Here is a 26,613-nt window from a genome sequence, read left to right as displayed (position 1 = left end):
GAGAATCCTGAGAATCCTGAGAATCCTGAGAATCCTGAGAATCCTGAGAATCCTGAGAATCCTGAGAATCCTGAGAATCCTGAGAAATTTGGGGAAGAATAATAGAATGTCTCATCTTGATTGGAGTAAATTTGAAAATTTATCTGGTGCAGCTGACGTAAATTTTGAAAAGCTTTGTAGATCATTAATAAGAAGACACTATGGTCAATATGGTTCTTTTAAAGAGCTTGCTAATCAGGCTGGGGTCGAGTTCCATCTAAAGTTAGACCAAGACTGTGCTTTGGGAGGTTCTACACGATGGTATGGATGGCAATGTAAATGGTATGACTTGCCTAGAGCACGAGCAATAGGAACAACTAGAAAAGATAAAATTGTTGATGGACTTAATAAGTCTAAGAAATATTTACCTCACTTAACGGATTGGGTTTTATGGACTAAATATATTCTTACAGAGGGCGATCAAGAGTGGTTTTATGGATTGCAAGCTAATTATCCATTTAAACTACATCTTCAAACTTGCGATGACATTGAGAGTTTATTGGTTGGACCAGCATTAGCTTTGCGAGAGGCTTATTTTGGTGAGTTGGTAATTGATGAACAAGTGTTAAATCAACATTATCAAATCATAGCATCTACTCATAGTAAGAAGTTTCAACCTGAAGTGCACCAAACGGTTAAAGCTGAAAAGATAATTGAAAAATGTTTAGGAAGACACTCCTCTTGGGACTCACTAGATAGCCTTGAGAAATCTATAAACAATAATTTAAAAATAGTCAAAGATGCACTTAATCTTGAGGATAGCTATGTCAAAACAACCTTGCCCGATTTTATAGCTGATGGGGAAAGATTGAGTGGTTTTTTAGATTGTTTATTTTCAGAGTTGGCAGCAGGAAATTTTGAAAAAGCAAAAGAGCTTTTGGTTGAAGATTTAAGTTGTGATTGGTCTAAATATAGGAAAACGATAGCTCGATTACGAGCTAATAGAAGCCATACTGCTATGTTTGCAGCAAATTTGTTAGCAGATTTTTATGCTTTTTCAGAAGAAATAAAAAAGGTAAGAAATGCTTTAAATGCCAAGGTCATTACTATCGTTGGTAAGGCTGGCGATGGTAAAACAGATCTTGCTTTAGAAATATGTAGACCAAGAGATGGCATTAATGCTGGAGTCCTTTTTTTAGGAAAAGATTTACATGCAGGCGAAAATTTAGATCATTTAGTCAAAAGTTTTAAGATATATGGACGACCTATTAATACATTTGAGGATCTTTTAGAAGCAGTAGATGCAGCAGGTCAACGCCTTTGTAAACGTATTCCAATTGTAATTGATGGGCTAAGTGAATCTGAAGACCCAAGAAATTGGAGAAATGAAGTAGCAAAAGCAAATGCATTACTAGAAAACTATCCAAATATATTACTAGTGCTAACTTTAAGAGGAGAGTTTTATAAAGATTGTATTCCAGAAACAATTCCAACTTTTGAGTTGAATGGGTTTGTAGATGATCCAATTGCGGCGATACATTGTTATTTTGAACATTACAAAATAGATGCTTTAGATGCAGATATACCAATCGAACTACTTACACATCCTTTAACATTAAGACTTTATTGTGAATCAGCAAATTCAGAAAGAAGAAGAGTTGTAGGTGTAGAAGCATTACCCCGTTCTCAAGTTGCTATATTTGAGAAATACTTTGAAAAAGCAATTGATCATATTGTAGATTTATCTCCGTCAAATCAAAGGTTATATCATGAAGATATTGAAGATACCTTATTGAAAATTGCTGAAGTGTTATGGACAGAAAATTATAGGACATTAGATTTTAATCAGGCTCGTAGTATTGCTAATGAAGTCGTGAGGTCAGGAAGCAGCTTAATAAAAAGCCTTGAATCCGAGGGTATATTATTAAAGTATAGATCACAAAATGGTAATCATGAGATAGGTTTTTCTTATGATTTAATGGCTGGGTTTAAAATAGCTGAATACCTTTTAAAAGGTGATTTTAATAGTTGGATTAGGCAAAATATTCATAAAATTCAGTATGGTCAACTACATTCAAATACCCTGGCTTATGATGTTTTTAACTCATTAGTTGGTCTATATCCTAAATATTATGTGAGAAAACATCTTTGGCAATTGTTAGAAGGTGATTTTAAAGAACGTGCTCTTTTACAAACAACTCAAGAGCAAGCAGCTCTTATCAATAGAGAAACAATAGAGGAATTCCAGAAATATTTATTATCCTCAGAGCAATTTGCTTCTAAAGCATTTACCAAGCTGAAAACTACTCGGTCGGCATATGCTCATCCCTTTGATGCAAGCTTCTTAGATAAAGCTTTAAGAGCTATGGGAAATACATACCGTGATTTAACATGGTCTGAATGGATAAGAAGAAATTATAGAGAACTTAAAAATGACCTAGAGGTTCTTGAAAAAAGATGGTCTCGAATAGAAATTGGTTCTAGTGAGAAAGGTCGAGCTTTATGGGTTCAATGGTTATTAACAACTAACCATAGAGATTTAAGGGATCAAGCAACAAAAGTACTTTCTATATATGCAAAAAAAGATCCAAAAACATTCTTTGAGATGGCAATTAATTCATTAGATATTACGGATCCATATGTGCCAGAAAGAACTTTTGCTGCAGCGTATGGGGCTATTTTAAGTGCAGATTTTATTGATGTAGAAAAAATAAATAGTAATGTTTGTGGTTTCGCCCAACAAATTATAGAAAATTGTTTTTTACCTAATTCTGAATACTCTACTACTCATACAATTTTGAGAGAATATTTACTAGGTACTATTAATTATGCTTTAACAGTAAATCGAAATTTTGTCAGTCAAGAATATTTAGATTATTGTCAAAAACCTTATCAACATTTACCTAATCTGTTTGATAGTCTCCCTGATATAAGTGAAGAGAAAATAATTGAAGTCAAAAAATTAGCCCTTCGTATGGATTTTAATAATTACACTATTGGAAGATTAATTCCGGATAGACGTAATTATGATGATTCACATCCTAACTATATTGAGACACGTAAGACTATTTTGAAAAGAATGATCCAGCTTGGATATCTACCTGAAAAATTTCAAGAGATTGATAGAGATATAGGTTCGAGTTCTTATTATGATCGTGATGTAAAAATAGATAGATATGGAAAAAAATATAGCTGGATTGCGTTCTATGAAATGTATGGATGGAAGGCTGATAGGGAGCTTTTAGATGATTGGCGTGGTAATGAAAGATGTAGTGATGTGAGTATCGATCCCACATTCCCTAAAGTAGAAAACTCTTGGAATCCAGAGACTACAGATATATTTACTAATTCTCCAAAGGATATTGGTGCGTGGATTTTAAATGGACCAATTCCTAACTACTTGGATATCTTAGAGACTCAGCAGTTTAACGAAACTGATAGCTGGATTTTACTGAATGGATTTATACAAGAGGATTCAAAAACGGATTATCGTGAAATCTTTACATTTATGAGAGGCTTTTTTGTTGCAAATGAACATGTCTCTACGATAAGTGAATTTTTTTGTAATAAGGATTATCTTGGTAATAATGCTCTGCCACGAATTCCTGAAAATCACTATAAATACGCAGGTGAAATGGTTTTGGGGAATTCATTTTTAGAACTAAATGAAAATGTAAATAGTCGGGTGAATTTGGATGAATGGGATGCATCTAGTTTTTTAATAGAAGTTCCTGTGCAATCTTATTCTTGGGAGTCTTATCACAGTTCTTTGAATCAAGCAGGAGGAATAGACTTTCCGAATCCTGAATTATGTCAGAGATTAGGTCTAAAATACCATAATGGTGATCCAGACTTATATGATTTTGACGGGGTAGCCTCTATTTTTAGAACATTGAAATCTTCTGATGAGAATTTGAAAGGTCATTTATTATATTTAAGAAAAGATCTTTTTCAAAAATATCTTATAGAAACTGGACAAACATTTGTATGGATATTATGGGGAGAAAGAGGGCAAAACTATAAAGGGGATGAAGAGATACATGAATATTTCAGAACTAATCAACACTTGCATAAACAAGTTTATGTTTGGAACGATGATCAAATAGTTAAATTAGATTAACTCATGTTACTAAAATCCAATTTAGATTAAAGAAAAAACCGCCATTAATGGCGGTTATTCAATGACAACTTATGTGTCGCTCAATGACATTTTATGTGTCGCAAATGACAACTTATGTGTCGCGTGACGCTAAACCTTACCAGCTTAAAGCACCGCCGGTCTGATAATCCGTAACACGCGTCTCAAAGAAATTCTTCTCTTTACGCAAGTCCATCATCTCCGACATCCACTGGAACGGGTTATTCACACCAGCGAACTGTTCAGGCAAGCCTAACTGCGCCAGACGACGGTTGGCAATAAACTTCAGATATTCTTCCATCATGCCCGCATTCATGCCAAGTACACCGCGTGGCATGGTGTCACGTGCGTATTCGATTTCAAGCATCGTACCTTCAAGAATCATCTGGATGATTTCTTCCTGGAATTCAGTGGTCCATAGACCCGGGTTTTCGATCTTGATCTGGTTGATCATATCGATACCAAAGTTCAGGTGCATTGACTCATCACGCAGAATGTACTGGAACTGCTCTGCAACACCATTCATCTTGTTACGACGGCCCATCGACAGGATCTGGCTGAAACCGCAATAGAAGAAGATACCTTCAAGGACACAGTAGAATGCGATCAGGTTGCGAAGCAGAATCTGGTCGTTTTCAGGTGTACCAGTTTTGAAAGTAGGATCACTTAAAGACTGGGTATATTTCAGGCCCCACGCCGCTTTACGTGCAACACTTGGTACTTCGCGGTACATGTTGAAGACTTCGCCTTCATCCATGCCTAACGACTCGATACAGTATTGGTAAGCATGCGTGTGAATCGCTTCTTCAAACGCCTGACGCAAGATGTACTGACGGCATTCAGGGTTGGTAATATGACGATAAATCGCCAGTACCAGATTGTTTGCAACCAGTGAATCCGCAGTCGAGAAGAAACCGAGTGAACGCATCACGATGGTACGTTCATCTTCAGTCAAGCCATTTTCAGACTTCCACAGCGCGATGTCGTGGTTCATGTTGACTTCTTGCGGCATCCAGTGGTTTGCACATCCGTCCAGATACTTCTGCCAAGCCCATTCGTATTTGAATGGAACAAGCTGGTTCAAGTCTGCACGACAGTTGATCATCGCCTTGTCGTCAACCTGTACACGTTGCGCACCCATTTCAAGCTCTTCCAGGCCCGGTGCAACATCAAGTTGCTCTAGGGAAGCAGATGCTCTTGCCAGCGAATCGGTTGGATTTGATCCTCGGTTTTGAGTGGCTCTAAGGGGTTGTGCAGCTGCCACATCCGGCGATGTGTTGCCTGCATCAGATACCATCTGTGAATTAGTCGCTTTTTGCGGCTCGACGGGCGCAGGCTGCTGTTCAGGTGCAGCCGGTTTTTGCGAATCATTTTCGAAATCGTCCCAACTTAGGATAGACATATCAATTCTCTCTACGTTGCTTTATATCTTTTATGAGACATTCAGCTTGGCTGAGATGTCTTACTATACGCTTAATTTGTGTAAGCAAAATTAAGTTTTGTTGATGAATGCTCTAGTTTTATACAGGAGCAATGATCCCCACTACTTATTTTGCTTACGCTGCTGGCGAACTTTGAACCAGAAGTAAGCAATGGGTAAATAAAAGGTAATACCAAAGGAAATCAGCAATGCCGCAAGTCCTAACATGTAGTTATGAGTCATTGGAGGCATGATGGTGATTTCCTTTATTTTTATAGTTAGCCTATCAAATGATAGGCTGACTCAAATGAATAAAATATAGTGCGAACTTTGCTGCAAAATAAGGTATAGCTAGCACTATAGATAATTCCCAACTCTTTTTAAGAAGTCTTAAAAACTCTGTGAACATACAAGTGAGACAATTAAGCAAGCTATAGATGATTGGCAAATCTCTAAATCGCCAAAACCAAATAGCCGTAATCGCTACACTTACAAATCTTTGAAGAGACTTACGCTCTTCTCTGGTTAAATCAATTTTTCGACCAAAGATATCTTTTCTTTTTTTCATAATTCTTCCTTTCAGAAAAATTACGCTATACGTAGCCTAACGTTTAGAGAATTTCCAGAGAGGCCACGTGAGTAGCCTAATTTCTGAGTTCGATACCTTTAGTTAATTATTGACAAGCTTCACAATCAGGATTGTCAATTGAACATGCCATTGGCACTGGCGCCGCTTGAGCAAAACCTTCTTCCTCTGCAGGAGCTTCAGATTTTTGCGCTTCAACCACCGGAGCTACTGCCGCAACAGGAGCCGCAACAGTTGCAGGTTTAACTGCATTCAATGCGCCAGTGTTAATGGTTGATTTCTCGGCAGAAGTCGCACCCAATGCACGTAGGTAGTAAGTCGTCTTAAGACCACGTAACCAGGCCATTTTGTAAGTGATGTCCAGTTTCTTACCGTTTGCACCAGCGATGTAAAGGTTAAGAGACTGCGCCTGGTCGATCCATTTTTGACGGCGTGATGCAGCATCTACGATCCAGCGCGTTTCAACTTCAAACGCAGTCGCGAAGATGGCTTTAAGCTCTTCAGGAATACGAGAAATCTTCTGCACAGAACCTTCGAAGTGTTTCAGGTCATTGACCATCACGGCATCCCAAAGACCACGTTCTTTCAACGCACGTACCAGGTACGGGTTAATCACGGTGAATTCGCCAGACAGGTTTGATTTCACATACAAGTTCTGGAATGTAGGCTCAATAGATTGCGACACGCCACAAATGTTTGAAATCGTAGCAGTCGGAGCAATTGCCATCACATTCGAGTTACGCATACCGTCTTTTTGAACTTTGGCACGTAAAGTGTCCCAGTCCAGACGTTGAGTGCGGTCGACTTCGAACATGCGTTCAGGACGAGTTTTCGCAACCAGATCAAGCGAGTCGATTGGCAGAATACCTTGATCCCACAATGAACCCTTGAATGTTTCGTATGTACCACGTTCAACAGCCAAATCACTCGATGTTGAAATCGCGTAGTAAGAAATCACTTCCATCGATTCATCAGCAAACTCAACCGCAGCATCAGAACCATAAGCCAGGTTCATTTCGTATAGTGCATCCTGGAAGCCCATGATACCCATACCCACTGGACGGTGTTTCAGGTTCGAGTTGCGCGCTTGCGGAACAGCGTAGTAGTTGATGTCGATCACGTTGTCGAGCATACGAACGGCTGTTTTAACTGTACGCGCCAGTTTTTCGCGATCAAGAACACCACCTTGAACGTGTTGTACCAGGTTGATTGAACCCAGGTTACATACTGCGATTTCTTCTTTGCTGGTGTTCAGCGTAATTTCTGTACATAAGTTAGAAGAGTGAACTACACCTACGTGTTGTTGTGGTGAACGCAGGTTACATACGTCTTTGAATGTGATCCACGGGTGACCAGTTTCAAACAGCATCGACAGCATTTTGCGCCACAAATCTTTTGCACGGATTTTCTTGTGCAACATGTTTGTTTCTTTGGCAATCGCTTCGTAATGTGCATAACGCTCAGCGAATTCTGCACCAGTCAAATCATGCAGATCAGGCGTTTCAGAAGGGGTGAACAAAGTCCATTCAGCATCTTCGAATACACGTTGCATGAACAGGTCAGGAACCCAGTTCGCAGTGTTCATGTCATGGGTACGACGACGGTCATCACCCGTGTTCTTACGCAGTTCAAGGAATTCTTCGATGTCCAGGTGCCAGGTTTCTAAGTATGCACATACTGCACCTTTACGCTTACCGCCCTGGTTAACCGCAACAGCCGTATCATTCGCTACTTTAAGGAATGGAACAACACCTTGCGACTTACCGTTAGTCCCTTTGATGTATGAGTTCAAGGCACGAACTGGCGTCCAGTCATTACCTAAACCACCTGCCCATTTAGACAGCATTGCGTTATCACGCATTGCGCCATAGATGTCGTACAGGTCATCATCAATTGTAGTCAAGTAACAGCTAGATAATTGTGGACGTAGCGTACCTGAGTTAAACAGGGTCGGCGTAGAAGCCATGTAGTCGAAGCTAGACAATAAGTTATAGAACTCAATCGCGCGGTCTTCACGGTTTTCTTCATTGAGCGACAAGCCCATAGAAACACGCATAAAGAACAATTGCGGAAGTTCGAAACGTACACCATCTGAATGGATGAAGTAACGGTCAAATAAAGTTTGCAGACCCAAGTAAGTAAACTGGTTAGAGCGTTCCGGTTGAATCGCAGCAGCCAGTTTCGCCAGGTCAAAGTTCAACAACTCTGGAGAAAGAAGCTCAAGCTCAATCCCTTTTTTCAGGTAAGTTTCTAGCGCATCACCTTCAACTGTATCTACAGGTAGACCCAGGAATTTCAAACCAGTCGCAACCAGGTCATCACGCAATAAACGTGCAGTCACATATGTATAGTTAGGTTCTTGCTCGATACGGGTACGGGTCGCCATCATCATCGTGGTCGAGATGTCAGACTCTTTTACGCCGTTGTACAAGTTTTTCACGGTCTCATCGACAATCGCTTGTACATCAATCCCTTCAAGGCCTTCTGCTGCTTTAGTAACATGCGCAGTTAAAGCACTTAAATCTAGTGGCTTGAGTTTGCCTTCAGCATCGGTAATTTGCAGGGTCGGGTGATGATGAGCACCTAACTGTTTACGTGCTTCAGAACGTTGTTCACGGTAAATGACATAAGAGCGTGCAACTTTCTGTTCGCCCGTACGCATTAGCGCAAGTTCAACTTGGTCTTGAATTTCTTCAATATGAATCGTTCCGCCAGAAGGTAAACGACGTTTAAAGGTATTTAATACCATTTCCGTCAGTTGCTCGATACGATCATGGATCCGGCTCGAGTCAGCGCTTTGTTGGCCTTCAACCGCCAAAAACGCTTTACCAATTGCGACAGAAATTTTTTCTGCATCAAAAGCGGCAACATCACCGGTGCGTTTAATCACCTGAAGTTGACCAGGAGTTGAAGTGATTACGCTCATGTTAGCATAGCTCCGTTGTCATCTATTTTTATGTTTATAGACCGTTTGAACTGGGCAAAATTCATGCCACAGTGTTTGAGGAATAAACACAAGACCTAGTGGTTTTAAAATTAATTGAACACAAGATACGGGAAAATTTAGGGTAGATCAATATTGACATTTAGCTAAATATTTTTCTTAAGTTGTGCTTTAATCCTTGTAAAAATATCGCTATTTTTATTGATTTTTGTATAAGCCTTATCAGGCAAGGCATAGCATAACAAAGTCAAAAGAAAGTGCTTATAGATAACACTGTGGATAACTAAAAAGTGCTGAATCAAGCAGTCATATTTTGTCCATGTAATAGTTGTGTAAATCGCAAATCAGATCTAAGCCACTGTTTCAAGCATAATTGTCCAAAAAATGCACGATAAAATATTACAAAATGCTATCTTGATGTATCAGTTTGGTGAACGCTATCTTGTTTACAATGTAAACGTGTGTATATTGCAAGCATATTAAAAACGTATCTATTGGATTTCAAAAGGATACGCCTATAGCGTAGATCCACCAAATAAGGGGCAATACATGAGCCAAGAAGAAAAGTTACCCAAGATTTTAATTGTTGAAGATGACGAGCGTCTTGCCCGTTTAACGCAAGAATACCTCATTCGTAACGGACTTGAGGTGGGGGTAGAGCCGGATGGTAACCGTGCCATTCGTCGGATTATTGCCGAGCAGCCAGATATGGTGGTGCTGGATGTGATGTTGCCAGGTGCGGATGGCTTGACCATTTGCCGTGAAGTGCGTCCACATTATCATCAGCCGATTTTGATGTTGACTGCGCGTACTGAAGACATGGATCAGGTTTTGGGTCTGGAAATGGGTGCAGATGACTATGTCGCTAAACCGGTTCAGCCACGTGTATTGCTGGCACGTATTCGTGCATTGCTGCGTCGTACTGACAAGGTGCCTGAAGATGAAGTGGCACAGCGCATCGAATTTGATGATCTGGTCATCGACAATGGCGGCCGTTCAGTGACCTTAAATGGCGATCTGGTTGATTTTACCAGTGCAGAATATGACCTGTTATGGTTGCTTGCATCGAATGCTGGCCGTATTCTCTCTCGCGAAGATATTTTCGAGCGTTTACGTGGTATCGAATATGATGGTCAAGACCGTTCAATCGATGTGCGTATTTCTCGTATCCGTCCAAAAATCGGTGACGATCCAGAAAATCCGAAGCGTATTAAAACAGTACGTAGTAAGGGTTATCTTTTTGTTAAAGAGACCAATGGTCTTTAAGCAAATGTGGTTTGTTGCTTGAACAAGCAGGATAAATTATAGGTGTTTAAACACAGTATATTTTTGCGTATATACGCAGGACTCGTCATCCTTGTCGTCTTGGTGGCGGTGTTCGGCTATTTGTTGGTACAGATTATCAACTATCAGCGTGCGCAAGAATATCGCGAATCCCTGACTGATGGTATGGCATATATCATTAGTGAAGGGGTCGCACGCCAGCCAAATCTTCAGCAAAAGATGGATTGGGTTTCCGATGCTTCTGATTTGCTGGAATTGCCAATTCACTATGTAGAAGCCAGCAAGGTGGATATCACACGTGCTGAAGGTCGCCGTATTGCAGATCGTAAAGCCGTGGTGCGCTGGGATGCCAAAACCGGCATTGCCTATATTGTGGTGGGGCTGCGCGATGACCCGAATCATTACCTGTATATAAAGGCCGACAGTATCACCGAGCGCCAGATGAAGGCGCTGCCGGTCTTTATTCTGGATTATCTGGTCTATTATCCGGGTCAGGAAAAAGAATATCTGTCCGCTATTCAGGATCATTTTTCTTATCCGGTATCGATTGAAAACGTACAGAGCTTACCTTTAGATTCCGAGCAGATCGGGCGCTTGCGTCTTGATCACAGTATCATTTTGTATCGGGATAGTGCCTCAATCCGTGGCACTACCATTTCAATTATTTCGCCAATTCCAGGTTCGACCTCACAAGTCTTGGTGATGGGGCCGGTGCCATTGTTTAACTGGATGCCATTCCAGTTGGCCACCGGTATTACTTTATTGAGCCTGTTTGTGCTGAGTCTGGGGGTGTATGGTTTGCTGGTGCCGATGCAGCGCAAGTTGCGTGAAGTCAGCTATGCCTTAAACAAAATGAAAACCGGTAATATGTCATTGCGTCTTCCTGTAGAAGGAAGTGACGAAATGGCAACGCTGGCCTCTAGCTTTAATAATATGTCTGATCATATTCAGCGCCTGATTGAAGCCCAGCGTGAACTGATGCGTGCGGTGTCGCATGAACTGCGTACACCAGTAGCACGGATTCGTTTTGGTGTGGAAATGATGGCAGATGAAGATGATTACGATTATCGTCTGCAACAGGTCGAACAGATTGATAAAGATATTGAGGCGCTGAATACCCTGATTGACGAGATCATGACCTATGCCAAGCTAGAACAGGGCATGCCTTCGATCGAGTTTGAAAAGGTCAATCTGTTTGAAGTGCTGAATCAGGTAGCTCTGGAAACTGAAGCATTAAAAACCGAGAAAATCATTGAGCTACATTCAATGCCTGATGTGGTGGTTGAGGCAGAACGCCGTTATCTGCATCGCGTAATTCAGAATCTGGTCGGCAATGCGGTGCGTTATTGCGACAATAAGGTGCTGATCAGTGGTGGTCTGGATCAGGATGGTCAGGCCTATGTCTCTGTTGAAGATGATGGCCCGGGAATTCCAGAAATAGATCGTGCCCGCATTTTTGAAGCCTTTGCCCGACTGGATGATAGCCGTACCCGTGCGTCGGGTGGTTATGGTTTAGGTTTGTCGATTGTCAGCCGGATTGCGTACTGGTTTGGTGGCACGATTCAGGTGGATCAAAGTCCGACGCTGGGTGGTGCGCGTTTTACCATGACCTGGCCGGCACAACGTTATGTCAAGAAGAGTAAGCGCAAGATGCTAGAAAAAAAGCCTGAGGAAGCGAGCGATCATTTAGCTTGATATTGTGTGAATGATTTTAGTCATAAAAAAACGATGCATCGGCATCGTTTTTTTATTGGGAGCGATTTTTATTCCTGAATGGTCGCATCAGGTTCAATCAGTGATTTACCCTCTTTTAAGCTTTGTAGCGCTTCAGGGTTAAAGTCGATCAACAGTTTGGTATTTTTCGCATCGACATTATAGCGCTGAATCAGTTTCTGGTCGCCTGATAACGTTTCGACTTTATATTCGTCAGCGATATTCATAATGCCATCCAAATTGATGCTGGAAGAAGCGTGGTCCTCTTGAAAAAGTGCATGGATATCGCGTAAGTCAAAAGCTGCCTGGCTTATGTTAGGATTTTTCTGGATGTAATTTTCTATATGTCGAACCAGTAATTGAGCAAATAAAAAATAATTAGGCCGATGAGAGAAGTGTAGAGACATGCAAGGACTCCTTATTGTTACTTTATTAATGTCATGATGTGATTTAGAAATAGAAATAACATATTCTGAATCAGTCCGTTGAGCATGTTGCAAAAAGACACAATTGTGAATCTAAGATTAGCAAGCGGCTGCAGGGGGTAAATCAACCGTTAAGTTTGAAAAATCACATTAAATATCAAGTTAAATCAAATGGTTTGGACTGAAAAATAGTTGTTAAAATAAGTTTTTATCCGATTTAACTTGGATTCAATCGTGAAAAGGACTATATCTAAATGGGTGGGCGAGAAAAGCAGCTCATCGATCAGTCTATTTTCTGGTAGCGCTATTTACAAAAAAATTAATAGATAATTAAAATTTAATTTAGGAAAACGATTAAAACGAATTCTGAATGATTAAAGTCAAATTAAATGCTGAAATGTCTAAAAAATCATCCCAAAGACTAAGGCTTATAAACTAGCAAGTGAAATCCAAAATCAGGTACAATTGGCGGGATTAATTTTGTGTTTGGTGTATTTGAAGGCCAATACATACATTCTTTGTTAACAAATAGGCCTGCCAGGAGTTATCCCCGCATGAGTGCTATTACTCCATACGAATGGGCAATTATTGCCTTCGTGATCGGCGTTACATTTTTATGCGTCTTTATGCTGACTGTCCCATTACTCCTCGGGGGTAAATCATGGGGCCGTGCCAAGCAGGAGCAGTTTGAGTCAGGTGTAGTTAGCGCAGGTGGAGCTCGTATCCGCTTGTCTGCAAAGTTCTATTTAGTTGCAATTTTCTTTGTGGTGTTTGATTTAGAAGCACTTTATCTATATGCATGGGCAGTTTCTGTTCGTGAGGTAGGTTGGATTGGTTTTGCAACTGCAGCTATCTTTATCATAGTTTTACTTGTTGGTTTGATTTACGAATTATCGACAGGCGCACTCAATTGGGCACCTTCAGACAGACGTAAGGCAGCAGGAATTAAAGCTAAGATTGGTTCGCCAAATATGGATCTTGCAGAAATTACGCGCTTCAACTCGATTGAAGAATTGGTGATGGATCCAACGGGTCAAATCCCGGCTCAATCATCTGGTTTTGTGAAAAAGTCACAAACTCAATTATCTGATAAGGAGTAAGACGGGATGAAATATACATTAACCCGTGCGAATCCGAATGCTGACCAATATCCACTTCAGGAACGTATTGTTGTAGAAGATCCGTTGCTAGAAGAAGAAGTGAATAAAAATGTATTCATGACTCGCTTAGAGGATGTGGTACATACAGCAGTCAACTGGGGTCGTAAAAACTCAGTTTGGCCATTTAACTTTGGTACATCTTGCTGCTACGTAGAATATGCAACGACCTTGACCGGCGTGCATGACTTGTCACGTTTTGGTGCCGAGGTTATCCGTGCTTCACCGCGTCAGGCGGACTTAATGATTGTAGCGGGTACTTGCTTCGTAAAAATGGCGCCAGTAATTCAGCGTCTGTACGAACAGATGCTTGAACCAAAATGGGTCATTTCAATGGGTGCATGTGCCAACTCAGGTGGTATGTACGATATTTATTCAGTCGTACAAGGTGTGGATAAAATCATCCCGGTCGATGTGTATATTCCAGGTTGCCCACCACGTCCTGAAGCTTTGATTCAGGCATTGATGCTGTTGCAAGACCAGATTCAACTAGAGCGTCGTCCGCTTTCTGCGGTGATCGGTGATGATCTTAAGCCAGTGTATAAGCCAAAGATGATGCCGGAACGTGACCGTAAGAAAGACCAGCGTGTTGCTGTGAAGAACTTACGCTCTATGGATGAAATTAAATAATTTAAACGACAGGTTGTTTTGTTGTGCACCCGCTATGGGTGTAATTGTCGTTTAGGTTGACTGAATTTGTATTAAATAGGAAGCCAAGCCAATGGCTGAAACTGACATTGCTATGCCAGAATCAACGCCTGTTGATTCACGCCCAGCATTTGCCATCATTGAAGAACTCAAAACCAAATTTGGTGAGAACTTCTTTGTGCAAACGACTTTCGAGGATTTCCCGACAGTCTGGGTTGAGCGCGCACGTGTACAAGAAGTTTTAATGTTCTTGCGTACAGTGTCACGTCCTTACGTGATGTTGTTCGACTTGTCAGCGGTAGATGAGCGTCTGCGTACGCACCGCGACGGTTTACCTGCGTCTGACTTCACCGTGTTCTATCACCTGTTGTCGCTCGAGCGTAATACTGACATTCGTATTAAAGTTGCCTTAGCAGAAAGCGATTTGAATCTTCCGACGGCAACCAATATTTGGCCAAATGCCAACTGGTACGAACGTGAAGCTTACGATATGTTCGGGATCAATTTCGAAGGGCATCCAATGCTCCGTCGTATCTTGTTGCCAACCTATTGGGAAGGTCATCCGCTACGTAAAGAATATTCTGCACGTGCGACTGAATATACGCCGTATTTGCAAGATAAAGCCAAACAGGACTACGAACAGGAACATCTTCGCTTCGTCCCTGAAGATTGGGGTATGAAGCGCGGCAATGCCGATGAAGACTTCATGTTCCTGAACTTGGGTCCGAACCATCCATCTGCGCACGGTGCGTTCCGTGTGATCTTGCAGCTGGACGGTGAAGAAGTGAAAGACTGTGTACCTGATATCGGTTATCACCACCGTGGTGTGGAAAAGATGGCTGAACGTCAAACCTGGCATTCATTCATTCCGTATACAGACCGTGTTGACTACCTCGGTGGTTGTGCGCAAAACATGCCTTACGTGCTTGGCGTAGAGCAAATGGCCGGTATTACTGTACCTGACCGTGCGCAATGTATCCGCGTGATGATGTCTGAACTGTTCCGTATCAATAACCACTTGCTGTTTATCGGTACTGCAATTCAAGATGCCGGCGGTATGACGCCAGTCTTCTACATGTTCGCCGATCGTCAAAAAATCTATGACGCGATCGAAGCGATCACCGGTTACCGTATGCACCCGGCATGGTTCCGTATCGGTGGTACAGCACATGACCTTCCAAACAACTGGCAGCACTTGATCCGTGAAATCCTGGACTGGATGCCAAAACGTTTGAAGGAATACCATACTGCGGCGCTGAAAAACTCGGTGTTTGTGGGTCGTACCCGTAATGTTGCGCAATACGATGCAAAATCTGCATTGGCTTGGGGTGTAACAGGTACAGGTCTACGCGCTACAGGTATCGACTTTGACGTACGTAAATACCGTCCATATAGCGGTTATGAAAATTACGACTTCGAAGTGCCAGTGGAGTACGAAGGCGATGCCTATGCACGTGTCATCGTTCACTACCGTGAAATCGAAGAATCACTGAAAATTATCAAACAATGTTTAGATAATATGCCGTCTGGTGCGTACAAAGCAGACCATCCACTGGCTGTTCCACCACCAAAAGACAAGACATTACAAGATATTGAAACCTTGATTACGCACTTCCTGAGTGTATCTTGGGGTCCTGTAATGCCGGCGGGTGAAGCATCTGTGATGGCGGAAGTGGTGAAAGGCGCGTCGAACTACTACTTGACTTCAGACAAGTCAACCATGAGTTACCGTACCCGTATCCGTACACCAACCTTCACGCATTTACAGCAAATGCCTTCTGTGATTAACGGCAGCTTAATGTCTGACTTAATCATTTATTTAGCGACCATTGACGTCGTAATGGCTGACGTGGATCGCTAAGGGGTAAACGCATTATGATGATTTTGACTGATAAAAAGCCACGTGTGAATGTTGAAGGAATTTTGACTGCTGACGAAATTCACGATATCGAACATCACATGGGGCACTACCCATACCCACGTGCAGCGTGTCTAGATGCGCTAAAGTGTGTACAACGCCGTAATGGCTGGGTAGATGATGCGCAAATGAATGCCATCGCACAAATGCTGAGCATGAGCGTTGCAGACCTTGAAGGTGTGGCAACGTTCTATAACCGTATTTACCGTCAGCCGGTCGGTCGTCACGTAATTTTGTTATGTGATTCGATTGCGTGTTTCTTGATGGGTGCGGAAACTTTGGCAGAAGCATTCCAGCGCGAATTAGGAATCCAATTTGGTCAAACGACTGCAGATGGTCGTTTCACTTTGCTGCCAATTTGCTGCCTGGGCAACTGTGACAAAGGTCCAACCTTAATGATTGATGAAGACACGCACGGTCTGGTTGAAGTGACTTCGGTGAAACAGCTGTTGGAGAAGTATGTATGAATACTGAACCAAAACCAATTTATGGCGACGGTAACCCGGAAACGCATCCATTAACATGGCGTTTAAGCAAACAAGCCAACGTGCGTAATGCAGATGATTACGAAGCGCTGGAAGGTTATGCAGGCTTTAAAAAAGCACTGACCATGTCGCCTAAAGATGTATTGGAAGTGGTTAAGGCAGCGACTGTTAAAGGTCGTGGTGGTGCAGGCTTCCCGGCAGGCATTAAATGGTCACTCATGGCGCCAAACGACAACTCAGGTCCACGTTACCTGATTTGTAATGCCGATGAGATGGAACCAGGTACCTTTAAAGACCGTTTGTTGATGGAAGATCTTCCGCATCAATTGATCGAAGGCATGCTGATTGCAGGCTATACGCTTGAAGCAACACACGGTTATATCTTTATCCGTGGCGAGTACATTGAAGCTGCTCAGTACTTAAATGAAGCACTTGAGCAAGTTCGTGCCAAAGGTTACTTAGGGGATAACATCCTTGGTACAGGCTGGAACTTCGAGTTACACGTGCATACCGGTGCGGGTCGTTATATCTGCGGTGAAGAAACTGCATTGATTAACTCGCTAGAAGGTCGCCGTGCCAACCCGCGTACTAAACCGCCATTCCCGCAAGTTGCAGGTGCTTGGGGTCGTCCTACGATTGTCAACAACGTAGAGACCTACAACAACTTACCAGCCATCATGCTGCGTGGTCCTGAATGGTATATCAACTTGTCTGCGGGTAAGTCGAAAGATCCAGGCACCAAGATTTATGGTGCATCAGGTAAGGTAAAATTCCCGGGTCTATGGGAGCTTCCATTTGGTACGACAGCACGTGAAGTGATTGAAGAACATGCTGGTGGTATGCGCGACGGTTTGAAACTGAAAGCATGGTTACCGGGCGGTGCATCAACTGACTTCCTGGCTGCCGAGCATATTGATCTTCCTATGGATGCGGAAAGCATCATGAAGGCAGGTTCGCGTTTAGGAACTTGCTTATTGATGGTGGTAGATGAAACCCAATGTATGGTTTCAGCGACACGTAACCTAGAAGAATTCTTTGCACGCGAATCATGTGGTTTCTGTACGCCTTGCCGTGATGGCTTACCTTGGGCTGTGAAAGCGCTGAAAGCACTGGAAGATGGCACAGGTAAGAAAGAAGATATCGATCACTTACAAGAACTGACTCGTAAGCTTTGGATTGGTAAAACTTTCTGTGCCCACGCACCGGGTGCAATGGAGCCGCTTATGGGCGCACTCAAATATTTCCGTGGCGAATTTGAAGCGAAGGTTGTGAATGCCGCCGCTCAAACCAGCAACGTAGAACAAGCTTAAGGAATTCGACTATGGCTACAATTCATGTCGATGGCAAATCGTATGAAGTCAACGGCTCGGAAAACTTGCTACAAGCATGTTTGAGTCTTGGCATTGATATCCCATACTTTTGTTGGCATCCATCCTTAGGTTCTGTCGGCTCTTGCCGTCAATGTGCTGTGACCCAGTACGCGAATCCAGAAGATACGCGTGGCCGTTTGGTCATGTCATGTATGACGCCTGCATCTGACAATACCTACATCTCGATTGAAGACAAAGAAGCCAAAGATTTCCGTGCTTCGATTGTTGAATTCTTGATGACCAACCACCCGCACGACTGTCCAGTCTGTGAAGAAGGTGGTCACTGTCATTTACAAGATATGACTGTAATGACGCAGCATGACCGTCGTCGCTACCGTTTCACCAAACGTACCCATTACAACCAGGAGCTTGGCTCATTCATTTCCCACGAAATGAACCGTTGTATCGCGTGTTACCGTTGTGTGCGTTATTACAAAGACTACGCAGGTGGTACGGACTTCGGCGTGTATGCCAACGCATCACGTGTATACTTCGGCCGTCCGGAATCAGGCACTTTAGAGTCTGAATTCTCGGGTAACCTGACTGAAGTATGTCCAACAGGTGTATTCACAGACAAAACTCATTCGGCTCGCTACAACCGTAAATGGGACATGCAGTATGCGCCAAGCGTATGCCAAGGCTGTTCTTCAGGTTGTAACATCTCTCCGGGTGAACGTTATGGCGAACTTCGCCGCGTAGAAAACCGTTATAACGGTGAAGTCAACCAGTACTTCCTATGCGACAAAGGCCGTTTCGGTACAGGTTATGTGAACCGTGAAGACCGTCCGCGTCAACCACAATTCCGTCAAGGTGCAACTGTTGAAACTGTTTCAGTAGATGCAGCACTAGACACGGTCATTGCAAATATCCAGGGCAAAAAAGTATTGGGTATTGGTTCACCGCGTGCATCACTTGAATCAAACTTCGCACTTCGTGAGTTGGTGGGTCAAGAGAACTTCTCAACAGGTCTGTCTCAAAAAGAGCAAAACCTGGTTGAATTGGCAGCTTCTATCATGCAAACCGAGGGGGTATACAACCCGAACATGCGTGAAATTGAAAGCTACGATGCAGTTCTGATCTTAGGTGAAGACTTAACGCAAACTGCGCCTCGTATGGCTTTATCTGTTCGCCAAGCTGCGAAAAATAAAGGCAAAGAGATGGCGGCAGAGCGCCGTACCCAAGAATGGTTAGCTGAGCCGGTACAACGTATTGCCCAAGATGCAAAATCTCCGATTTATATCCTGGCTGCGACACAAACCCGTTTGTCTGATGTTGCTGAAGGCGAAGTGGTTGCTTCTCCAAACGATATCGCGCGTTTAGGTTTTGCAGTTGCTGCAGCAGTTGCGGGTGAAACGATTCTTGGTTTAGATGACGATGCCAAAGCATTTGCACAAACCATTGCGGACACTTTAAAAGCTGCGAAGAAACCACTGGTCATCTCGGGTACAAGCTTGCAAGATCCTGCCATTATGGAAGCTGCTGCACAAGTTGCACAGAATCTGGGTAATGCAGGTCTGACCTTGACGGTTCCTGAAGTGAACTCGATGGGTATGGCGATCTTGGGTGGTCAAAGCCTAGAGCAAGCATTTGCACAAGATTACGATACTGTGATTGTGGTTGAAAACGACCTTTACCGTCGTCTTCCTGCTGCACAGGTCGATGCTGCACTTGCAGGTAAAGATGTGATCGTACTGGATCACTCTGAAACTGCAACAGTGAAAAAAGCCGATATCGTGCTTTCTGCTGCATCGTTTGCTGAAGGTGATGGTACGGTTGTATCTCAAGAAGGCCGTGCACAACGTTTCTATCAAGTGTATGACCCAAGCTACTACAATCCTGAATTGGCGATCAAGGAATCTTGGCGCTGGTTACACGCTTTGGAAACAGGCGTAAAAGGCAAAGCGATTTCTTGGACTTTACTGGATGATGTGATCGAGTCAGTGGCGAAAAACGTTCCTGCGCTTGAAGGCATTCTGGATGTTGCACCTGATGCGGGCTTCCGTGTTCATGGCTTGAAAGTGGCACGTGAACCACGTCGTTACTCAGGTCGTACTTCAATGCGTTCGCCATTGTCTGTACATGAGCCGAAACAGCCTACAGATAAAGACTCTGCATTAACATTCTCGATGGAAGGTTATGTCGGAGACCAGACTCCATCTCCACTGGTTCCATTTGCATGGTCTGCAGGCTGGAACTCGCCACAAGCTTGGAACAAGTTCCAGGAAACTGTGGGTGGTTCACTGAAAGGTGGTGATTCAGGCGTTCGTTTATTCGACCGTTTGGCAAAACGTCCGGCACGTACATTCGTTGCACCGGCACCTGTTCTGGTCAATGCTGAAAGCTTCCGTCTAGTACCGATGCACCATATTTTTGGTTCAGGTGAATTCACGGTAAAAACACCAGCGATGGAAACGCGTATTCCTGAAGCGGTATTTGCAGTGGGTGAGCAGGATGCAGCGCGCCTGAATGTTCAAGATGGTCAGACAATCACGGTGAAAGCAGGTGAGACATCAATCGTTCTTCCAGTTCAAGTGATTGAATATTTACCGACAGGTTATATTGGCTACCCAATCGGTCTGGCACCGACGGTATCTCTTGCAGAGCCTGTTTCAGTCGCGGTAGGAGTGTAATTCATGGAACAAGAATTAATCCGTCAAACGCCGCTGTGGGCTGAAAACTGGCCAATTGCCTATTCAGTCATTCAAGCGATTGTGATCTTGCTGGTTGTAGTACTGATCGCTGCGTTGATGTCTTTTATTGAACGTCGTTTACTCGGCTTGTGGCAAGACCGTTACGGTCCGAACCGTGTTGGTCCGGGTGGTATGTTCCAGATTGTTGCCGACATGCTGAAAATCATGTTCAAGGAAGACTGGACACCTAAGTTTGCTGACAAATTGACTTTCCGTATGGCGCCAGCAGTTGCGATGGCAACTGCGGTGCTGTCGTTCATGGTTATTCCTGTATCACCTTATTTAGGTGTAGCAGACATGAACATCGGCCTGTTGTTCTTTATGGCAATGGCGGGTATTGCAGTTTATGCAGTCCTGTTCGGTGGCTGGTCATCAAACAACAAATATGCCTTACTGGGCGGTTTACGTTCTGCAGCTCAAACCATTTCGTATGAAGTGTTCTTGGGTATCTCGTTGATGGGTGTGGTGGCAATTGCCGGTTCATTCAACATGCGTGAAATCGTTGAAGCGCAAAAAGATGTCTGGTTTGTGATTCCTCAGTTCCTAGGTTTCTTGATCTTCGTGGTTGCAGGTGTGGCGGTAACGCATCGTCACCCATTTGACCAACCAGAAGCAGAACAGGAACTGGCAGAAGGTTACCATGTCGAATACGGCGGTATGAAATGGGGGATGTTCTTCGTTGCGGAATACGTCAACGTGGTACTGATCTCTGCATTGATCGTGACTTTATTCTTCGGTGGCTGGCTTGCGCCATTCAACCTTGATATTCCGTTCCTTCCAGCAGCATTCTGGTTCATTATCAAAACAGCATTCTTTGTAATGATGTTTGTACTGGCGCGTGGTTCTTTAATGCGTCCACGTTATGACCAGGTGATGAACTTTGGTTGGAAAATTTGCTTGCCATTGGCGTTGGTTAACCTTTTGGTAACTGGTGCTGTGATTCTGATGAATCAGGCCTAAGACAGCAGGGAGAACAAAATGTTTAAATTTCTAGCTGGATTCGGGTCAATCGTTCGTTCGTTGTGGATGGTGTTCAGCCACGCAACACGTAAACGTGACACCATTTTATATCCGGAAGTGCCGGCCGAAGAAATTGTGCCACCACGCTTCCGTGGTCGTATCGTATTGACACGCGACCCTGATGGCGAAGAACGCTGTGTGGCATGTAACCTGTGTGCGGTTGCCTGTCCGGTAGGCTGTATTTCACTACAAAAAGCAGAACGTGAAGATGGTCGCTGGTATCCGGAATTTTTCCGTATCAACTTCTCGCGTTGTATTTTCTGCGGTATGTGTGAAGAAGCGTGTCCAACCACTGCGATTCAGATGACCCCGGACTTCGAGCTTGGCGAATATGTTCGTCAGGACTTGGTCTATGAAAAAGAACACCTGCTGATTTCTGGTCCTGGTAAATATCCTGACTATAACTTCTACCGTGTCACCGGTATGGCAGTTGCTGGTAAGGACAAAGGTCAAGCACAGCGTGAAAGTGCACCTGTTGATGTACGGAGTCTATTACCATGATGTGGCCATTTTATTTAATGGCCCTCGTGGCCATTGTCTCTACGGTTCGCGTGGTCACTAACGCGAATCCGGTACATGCTTTATTAAGTCTGATCGTGTCATTGCTTGCAGTCGCAGGCATGTTCCTGATCGTGGGTGCACCATTCGCTGGTGCGCTGGAAGTGATTGTTTATGCGGGCGCGATCATGGTGTTGTTCGTGTTCGTAGTGATGATGCTGAACCTGGGTGAGCAGACCGTTGAACAAGAACGCAAATGGTTGACCTCATCGGCTTGGGCTTATCCGGCGTTGATGAGCTTCCTGATCGGCTTGGTACTGGTATGGGTATTAAACTCTGATTACACACAAGCTTCACTGGTAATGGGTACAGAAATGGTGGGCCCGAAAGCAGTGGGTCAAGCACTCTTTACGCAATACTTGTTGTTGGTTGAAGTTGCCGCGATGTTATTGCTTGCTGCCCTAGTAGCTGCATTCCATTTAGGTAAACGTGAACCAGATGCAGAAGAGGAAAAAGAATAATGGGCAACATCCCTTTAGAGCATGGTTTGATCGTTGCATCTATTCTCTTTGCACTGGGTTTTTACGGTGTAATGGTGCGACGCAACCTACTATTTATTTTAATGAGCCTTGAAATCATGATGAACGCTGCTGCTTTGGCGTTCGTCCTGGCGGGCAGTGCATGGGCACAGCCAGATGGTCAGATCATGTTTATCCTGATCCTGACGCTTGCTGCGGCAGAGGCTTGTATTGGTCTTGCGATCGTCCTTCAGTTCTATCATCGCTTCCATCACCTGGATGTGGATGCTGCTAGTGAGATGCGCGGATGAGTTATTTATATCTAACAATTTTATTTCCGCTCATTGGTTTTGTCCTGTTAGCGGCGGGGCGCAACAAGCTTCCGGAATCTGTTGCAGCAATGATTGGTGTCGGTGCAGTCGGTTTATCTGCACTGTTCGCACTGATCGCAGGTATGGACTTTGTTAATAATGGTTCAACTGCAGTTGTGCAACATCTCTGGACCTGGTTCAGTGTTGGCGGTTTTGCTCCGGGCATCAGCTTGCAGCTGGATGGCTTGTCTTTATTGATGCTGGGTATGGTCACTGGTGTGGGTTTCTTAATTCACATCTTTGCATCATGGTACATGCGCGGTGAAGAAGACTTTGCACGTTTCTTCTCTTACTTCAACCTGTTCGTTGCAAGCATGTTATTGCTTGTTTTGGGTGACAACCTGGCGTTGTTATTCCTGGGTTGGGAAGGTGTAGGTCTGTGTTCATACCTGTTGATTGGTTATTACTACCAGAACCCTGCAAACGGTCTGGCGGCAATCAAGGCATTTACGGTGACCCGTATCGGTGACGTATTCCTGCTGATTGCCATGTTCCTGATCTTCCAGCAATTCGGTACCTTGAACATTCAGTACATCGTTGAAAATGCAGCGACTGTAATGACGCAAAGTTCTTCACTGACCATCTGGACAGCATTGTTATTGTTCTTGGGTGCGGCGGGTAAATCTGCACAGATCCCGTTACAAACATGGTTAGCCGATGCGATGGCAGGTCCGACACCTGTTTCTGCATTGATCCATGCTGCAACGATGGTAACAGCGGGTGTTTACCTGTGCTGCCGTCTGTTCGCAGTCTTTGAACTTGCGCCAGAAGTGATGGTATTTATTTCGATCACAGGTGCGGTGACCTTACTGGTTGCTGGTTTTGCTGCACTGGTTCAAACCGATATCAAACGTATTCTGGCTTACTCAACCATGAGTCAGCTGGGTTATATGTTTATGGCGGTGGGTGCTGAAGCGTATCAGGCTGGTCTGTTCCATATGCTAACTCACGCATTCTTCAAGGCACTCTTGTTCTTGTCGTCAGGTGCGGTGATTCTGGCTTACCATCACGAACAAAACATCTTCAAGATGGGTGGTCTGTTCTACAAGAACAAATTCCTGTTTGCATGTTTCGCGATTGGTGGCGGTGCATTGGCAGCGATTCCATTCCTGACCATTGGTTTCTTCTCAAAAGATGCGATTCTTGCTGCAGTCTGGACGCAAAGTCATATTGCTGGTTTACCGGTATATAACACGCTGTACTGGGTGGGTGTTGCAGGTGCATTCTTAACGTCTATTTATACATTCCGCTTAATCTGGGTTGTATTCTTCGGCAAAGAAAACACGCCTTATCATGAAATCAAAGGTGCAACTTACTGGGCGCCACTGGCGATTCTTGCTGTACTTTCAACAGGTCTGGCGATCGTTCTGAAAGCACCAGTGATGAGTATTCTGGATGCTGCACAAATTCCAGCCTTCATTATTCCTGAAGCGCTTGAAGCGGGTGCACATGGTGCTGAATACATCGCAATCGCTGTTGCGTTAACAGGTCTTGCAGTGGGTGTTGTGTTGTTCGCTTTTGCTTACAATGCAGTCAAACGTTTTGCAGCCACTTCTGTGGGTGCTGGCTTGGTCAATATCTGCCGTAATGCATTAGGTTTCGATACGCTGTATGACCTCATTTTCGTGAAGCCATATTTAATGTTCGCGAAGATCTTTGGTCGTGATCCAATTGATGGCCTATGGCTGGTACTTCCTGCACTTGTTAAAGGTGGTCACAGCTTTACAAGTTCACGTCAAACCGGTTCACTGCGTGAATATGCATCTAGTATGGGGCTCGGTGTCGTTGTCCTACTGATGATCTTGATCGTGATTCAGGTCGTGGGGAAATAAAATGGAAGCTCCAAACAATATTATTTTGCCGGCTCTGATCCTCATTCCGTTCATTGCAGGTTTCATATGCTGGTTGGTCGATAAACTCGACCAACACTTACCGCGTTATATCGCGCTGATCGGTATGCTGGTGACGTTGGTTTTGACCATCGTCCTTTGGCAGACTGGTACCTATAACTATGAATTAGGCGGTGCTACACCTTCGTGGGCTGCCGAATTCAAATTGCCTTGGATTCAAACCCTGGGCATTAACATTCACTTGGCAGTGGATGGTTTATCACTTCTTATGGTTGGCTTGACTGCACTCCTGGGTGTGCTGGCAGTAGGCTGTTCATGGGGTGAGATTCAAAAGAACGTTGGTTTCTTCCACTTGAACCTTTTATGGTCGTTGGGTGGCGTCATCGGTGTGTTCCTTGCGATTGACCTGTTCCTGTTCTTCTTCTTCTGGGAGATGATGCTAGTACCGATCTACTTCCTGATTGCCCTTTGGGGTCATAAAGGGGCAGAAGGCAAGTCACGTGTTTATGCAGCTAACAAGTTCTTCATTTACACGCAGGTTGCCGGTTTGGTGATGCTGATTGGTATCCTGGGTCTGGTGACTGTGGGCTATACCATGACGGGTGAAATCCGTTTCGACTACAACTATTTATTAGGTGTGGCGAATACGCTTGATGCTCAGGCGCCAGCGGTTGCTTATGCATTCATGATCTGTTTATTCATCGGTTTTGCGGTAAAACTTCCAGTTTTCCCATTACACGGCTGGTTACCAGATGCACATGCACAAGCACCAACTGCGGGTTCTGTCGATCTTGCAGGTATCTTGATTAAGACTGCGGCGTACGGTTTATTACGTTTCGTGATTCCGTTCTTCCCGGCAGCGTCTGCACAGTTTGCAGACTTCGCAATCATCCTGGGTTTAATCGGTATTTTCTACGGTGCTTGGTGTGCTTTCCAGCAAACCGATATGAAACGCTTGTTGGCTTATACCTCTATTTCACACATGGGCTTCGTTTTACTTGCGATCTACGCAGGTAACATCCTGACCTTCCAGGGTCTGATGATCATGATGTTGGCACATGGTATTTCATCTGCTGCGCTGTTCATTATGTGTGGTCAGGTATATGAGCGTGTGCATACGCGTGATATGCGTTTGATGGGTGGTATGCGTGGTCAGTTCCCGTATCTTGCATTCTTCCTGATGTTCTTCGTCGCGGCGTTGGTGGGTATTCCAGGTCTAGGTAACTTCATTGGTGAGTTCCTGATCCTGATGGGTGCTTATGCGAAATTCCCGGCGTTTACCATTCTTGCGGCAATCAGTTTGGTATTTGCGGGTCTGTATGGTTTGATCCTGATTCACAAAGCCTTGTTTGGTGTACCAAATGAAGCGCAACAGCAGCACTATACAAATCCGTTAAAAGATCTAAATGCACGTGAAATCGCATTATTGTTGATCTGTGCGTTTGGTCTACTTTGGCTTGGTCTATATCCACAAAGCTTCCTTGACGTTTCTAACTCAAGCATGGCGTGGTTAGCGAATAGCTACATTCCAGTTCAAGAAGTGGTTGAAGTTGCTGATCAAGTAACGACTCAACTTGAAAATGTGGAGATCCAATAAGC

At 43.9% G+C, this 26,613-nt stretch carries 20 protein-coding genes; 15 read left to right on the top strand and 5 right to left on the bottom strand.

The genetic code is table 11. The features are described from left to right. Window positions 1-106 precede the first annotated feature (106 nt). Entirely contained in the window at window positions 107-4,099 is a 3,993-nt protein-coding gene (locus tag PV763_RS03505; protein ID WP_087662164.1) for an NACHT domain-containing protein, read from the top strand. A gap of 136 nt (window positions 4,100-4,235) precedes the next feature. Here PV763_RS03505 and PV763_RS03500 read toward each other — a convergent pair whose 3' ends face one another. From PV763_RS03500 to PV763_RS03485, 4 genes are all read right to left on the bottom strand, one after another. Beyond that, window positions 4,236-5,519, bottom strand: coding sequence for a ribonucleotide-diphosphate reductase subunit beta (locus PV763_RS03500; RefSeq protein WP_420937348.1), 1,284 nt, complete (start codon window positions 5,517-5,519; stop codon window positions 4,236-4,238). Between the two features lie 141 nt (window positions 5,520-5,660). Continuing rightward, window positions 5,661-5,789, bottom strand: coding sequence for a hypothetical protein (locus PV763_RS03495; protein ID WP_005106195.1), 129 nt, complete (start codon window positions 5,787-5,789; stop codon window positions 5,661-5,663). A gap of 34 nt (window positions 5,790-5,823) precedes the next feature. Next, window positions 5,824-6,105: a hypothetical protein gene (locus PV763_RS03490; RefSeq protein WP_005106197.1), complete on the bottom strand. Its 282-nt coding sequence runs from the start codon at window positions 6,103-6,105 to the stop codon at window positions 5,824-5,826. 106 nt (window positions 6,106-6,211) lie between these two features. Next, on the bottom strand, window positions 6,212-9,049 hold the full coding sequence (locus PV763_RS03485; protein WP_420937347.1) for a ribonucleoside-diphosphate reductase subunit alpha: 2,838 nt from the start codon (window positions 9,047-9,049) through the stop codon (window positions 6,212-6,214). Window positions 9,050-9,616: 567 nt separating this feature from the next. On the opposite strand from PV763_RS03485, the gene bfmR reads away from it, so the two are divergent. Together bfmR and bfmS are read left to right on the top strand one after the other, a co-directional pair. Beyond that, window positions 9,617-10,333, top strand: coding sequence for a response regulator transcription factor BfmR (gene bfmR, locus PV763_RS03480; RefSeq protein ID WP_004280782.1), 717 nt, complete (start codon window positions 9,617-9,619; stop codon window positions 10,331-10,333). A 42-nt stretch (window positions 10,334-10,375) separates the two neighbouring features. Next, window positions 10,376-12,046: a sensor histidine kinase BfmS gene (gene bfmS, locus PV763_RS03475; RefSeq protein WP_420937346.1), complete on the top strand. Its 1,671-nt coding sequence runs from the start codon at window positions 10,376-10,378 to the stop codon at window positions 12,044-12,046. A 68-nt stretch (window positions 12,047-12,114) separates the two neighbouring features. Here bfmS and PV763_RS03470 read toward each other — a convergent pair whose 3' ends face one another. Next, on the bottom strand, window positions 12,115-12,471 hold the full coding sequence (locus tag PV763_RS03470; RefSeq protein WP_420937345.1) for a hypothetical protein: 357 nt from the start codon (window positions 12,469-12,471) through the stop codon (window positions 12,115-12,117). A 572-nt stretch (window positions 12,472-13,043) separates the two neighbouring features. On the opposite strand from PV763_RS03470, the gene ndhC reads away from it, so the two are divergent. From ndhC to nuoM, 12 genes are all read left to right on the top strand, one after another. Further along, a complete protein-coding gene (ndhC, locus tag PV763_RS03465) occupies window positions 13,044-13,589 on the top strand; it encodes an NADH-quinone oxidoreductase subunit A (protein WP_004280779.1) in 546 nt (181 codons plus the stop codon). A 6-nt stretch (window positions 13,590-13,595) separates the two neighbouring features. Continuing rightward, window positions 13,596-14,276: a NuoB/complex I 20 kDa subunit family protein gene (locus PV763_RS03460; protein ID WP_004280778.1), complete on the top strand. Its 681-nt coding sequence runs from the start codon at window positions 13,596-13,598 to the stop codon at window positions 14,274-14,276. A 91-nt stretch (window positions 14,277-14,367) separates the two neighbouring features. After that, window positions 14,368-16,155 carry an NADH-quinone oxidoreductase subunit C/D gene (nuoC, locus tag PV763_RS03455; protein ID WP_004732074.1) on the top strand — a complete coding sequence of 596 codons (1,788 nt, stop codon included), beginning with the start codon at window positions 14,368-14,370 and terminating at the stop codon, window positions 16,153-16,155. A gap of 14 nt (window positions 16,156-16,169) precedes the next feature. After that, window positions 16,170-16,679, top strand: coding sequence for an NADH-quinone oxidoreductase subunit NuoE (nuoE, locus tag PV763_RS03450; RefSeq protein ID WP_004280775.1), 510 nt, complete (start codon window positions 16,170-16,172; stop codon window positions 16,677-16,679). Continuing rightward, a complete protein-coding gene (nuoF, locus tag PV763_RS03445) occupies window positions 16,676-18,007 on the top strand; it encodes an NADH-quinone oxidoreductase subunit NuoF (RefSeq protein WP_044111081.1) in 1,332 nt (443 codons plus the stop codon). The genes nuoE and nuoF overlap by 4 nt, the downstream gene beginning before the upstream one ends. Window positions 18,008-18,018: 11 nt before the next feature. Beyond that, a complete protein-coding gene (gene nuoG, locus PV763_RS03440) occupies window positions 18,019-20,697 on the top strand; it encodes an NADH-quinone oxidoreductase subunit NuoG (protein ID WP_420937344.1) in 2,679 nt (892 codons plus the stop codon). Window positions 20,698-20,700: 3 nt separating this feature from the next. Continuing rightward, window positions 20,701-21,717 carry an NADH-quinone oxidoreductase subunit NuoH gene (gene nuoH / locus PV763_RS03435; RefSeq protein ID WP_004280772.1) on the top strand — a complete coding sequence of 339 codons (1,017 nt, stop codon included), beginning with the start codon at window positions 20,701-20,703 and terminating at the stop codon, window positions 21,715-21,717. An 18-nt stretch (window positions 21,718-21,735) separates the two neighbouring features. Continuing rightward, entirely contained in the window at window positions 21,736-22,278 is a 543-nt protein-coding gene (nuoI, locus tag PV763_RS03430) for an NADH-quinone oxidoreductase subunit NuoI (protein WP_004280771.1), read from the top strand. Further along, window positions 22,278-22,796: an NADH-quinone oxidoreductase subunit J gene (gene nuoJ, locus PV763_RS03425; protein ID WP_171054322.1), complete on the top strand. Its 519-nt coding sequence runs from the start codon at window positions 22,278-22,280 to the stop codon at window positions 22,794-22,796. The genes nuoI and nuoJ overlap by 1 nt, the downstream gene beginning before the upstream one ends. Next, window positions 22,796-23,104, top strand: a complete 309-nt coding sequence (nuoK, locus tag PV763_RS03420) for an NADH-quinone oxidoreductase subunit NuoK (RefSeq protein WP_004280769.1) — start codon at window positions 22,796-22,798, stop codon at window positions 23,102-23,104. The genes nuoJ and nuoK overlap by 1 nt, the downstream gene beginning before the upstream one ends. Continuing rightward, a complete protein-coding gene (nuoL, locus tag PV763_RS03415; protein WP_253148105.1) occupies window positions 23,101-24,996 on the top strand; it encodes an NADH-quinone oxidoreductase subunit L in 1,896 nt (631 codons plus the stop codon). Before nuoK ends, nuoL begins: the two co-directional genes overlap by 4 nt. A gap of 1 nt (window position 24,997) precedes the next feature. Next, the gene (gene nuoM, locus PV763_RS03410; RefSeq protein WP_004280767.1) at window positions 24,998-26,611 is read left to right on the top strand and encodes an NADH-quinone oxidoreductase subunit M; all 1,614 of its coding nucleotides are present in this window, start codon (window positions 24,998-25,000) and stop codon (window positions 26,609-26,611) included. Window positions 26,612-26,613: the final 2 nt, after the last annotated feature.

The organism is Acinetobacter sp. AS5 (genome assembly GCF_048957595.1).
Classification (GTDB): Bacteria; Pseudomonadota; Gammaproteobacteria; order Pseudomonadales; family Moraxellaceae; genus Acinetobacter.
Note: the sequence above shows the minus strand (reverse complement) of the source record. Positions and strands in the feature narration are given on the sequence as shown.

Coding starts and splice junctions, on each gene's coding strand:
- nuoG (WP_420937344.1), top strand. CDS start 18,019: ATGGCTACAATTCATGTCGATGGCAAATCGTATGAAGTCAACGGCTCG.
- nuoH (WP_004280772.1), top strand. CDS start 20,701: ATGGAACAAGAATTAATCCGTCAAACGCCGCTGTGGGCTGAAAACTGG.
- nuoK (WP_004280769.1), top strand. CDS start 22,796: ATGGGCAACATCCCTTTAGAGCATGGTTTGATCGTTGCATCTATTCTC.
- nuoM (WP_004280767.1), top strand. CDS start 24,998: ATGGAAGCTCCAAACAATATTATTTTGCCGGCTCTGATCCTCATTCCG.
- PV763_RS03500 (WP_420937348.1), bottom strand. CDS start 5,519: ATGTCTATCCTAAGTTGGGACGATTTCGAAAATGATTCGCAAAAACCG.
- nuoI (WP_004280771.1), top strand. CDS start 21,736: ATGTTTAAATTTCTAGCTGGATTCGGGTCAATCGTTCGTTCGTTGTGG.
- PV763_RS03505 (WP_087662164.1), top strand. CDS start 107: ATGTCTCATCTTGATTGGAGTAAATTTGAAAATTTATCTGGTGCAGCT.
- PV763_RS03495 (WP_005106195.1), bottom strand. CDS start 5,789: ATGCCTCCAATGACTCATAACTACATGTTAGGACTTGCGGCATTGCTG.
- PV763_RS03470 (WP_420937345.1), bottom strand. CDS start 12,471: ATGTCTCTACACTTCTCTCATCGGCCTAATTATTTTTTATTTGCTCAA.
- PV763_RS03460 (WP_004280778.1), top strand. CDS start 13,596: ATGAAATATACATTAACCCGTGCGAATCCGAATGCTGACCAATATCCA.
- nuoC (WP_004732074.1), top strand. CDS start 14,368: ATGGCTGAAACTGACATTGCTATGCCAGAATCAACGCCTGTTGATTCA.
- PV763_RS03485 (WP_420937347.1), bottom strand. CDS start 9,049: ATGAGCGTAATCACTTCAACTCCTGGTCAACTTCAGGTGATTAAACGC.
- nuoE (WP_004280775.1), top strand. CDS start 16,170: ATGATGATTTTGACTGATAAAAAGCCACGTGTGAATGTTGAAGGAATT.
- nuoJ (WP_171054322.1), top strand. CDS start 22,278: ATGTGGCCATTTTATTTAATGGCCCTCGTGGCCATTGTCTCTACGGTT.
- nuoL (WP_253148105.1), top strand. CDS start 23,101: ATGAGTTATTTATATCTAACAATTTTATTTCCGCTCATTGGTTTTGTC.
- nuoF (WP_044111081.1), top strand. CDS start 16,676: ATGAATACTGAACCAAAACCAATTTATGGCGACGGTAACCCGGAAACG.
- PV763_RS03490 (WP_005106197.1), bottom strand. CDS start 6,105: ATGAAAAAAAGAAAAGATATCTTTGGTCGAAAAATTGATTTAACCAGA.
- bfmR (WP_004280782.1), top strand. CDS start 9,617: ATGAGCCAAGAAGAAAAGTTACCCAAGATTTTAATTGTTGAAGATGAC.
- ndhC (WP_004280779.1), top strand. CDS start 13,044: ATGAGTGCTATTACTCCATACGAATGGGCAATTATTGCCTTCGTGATC.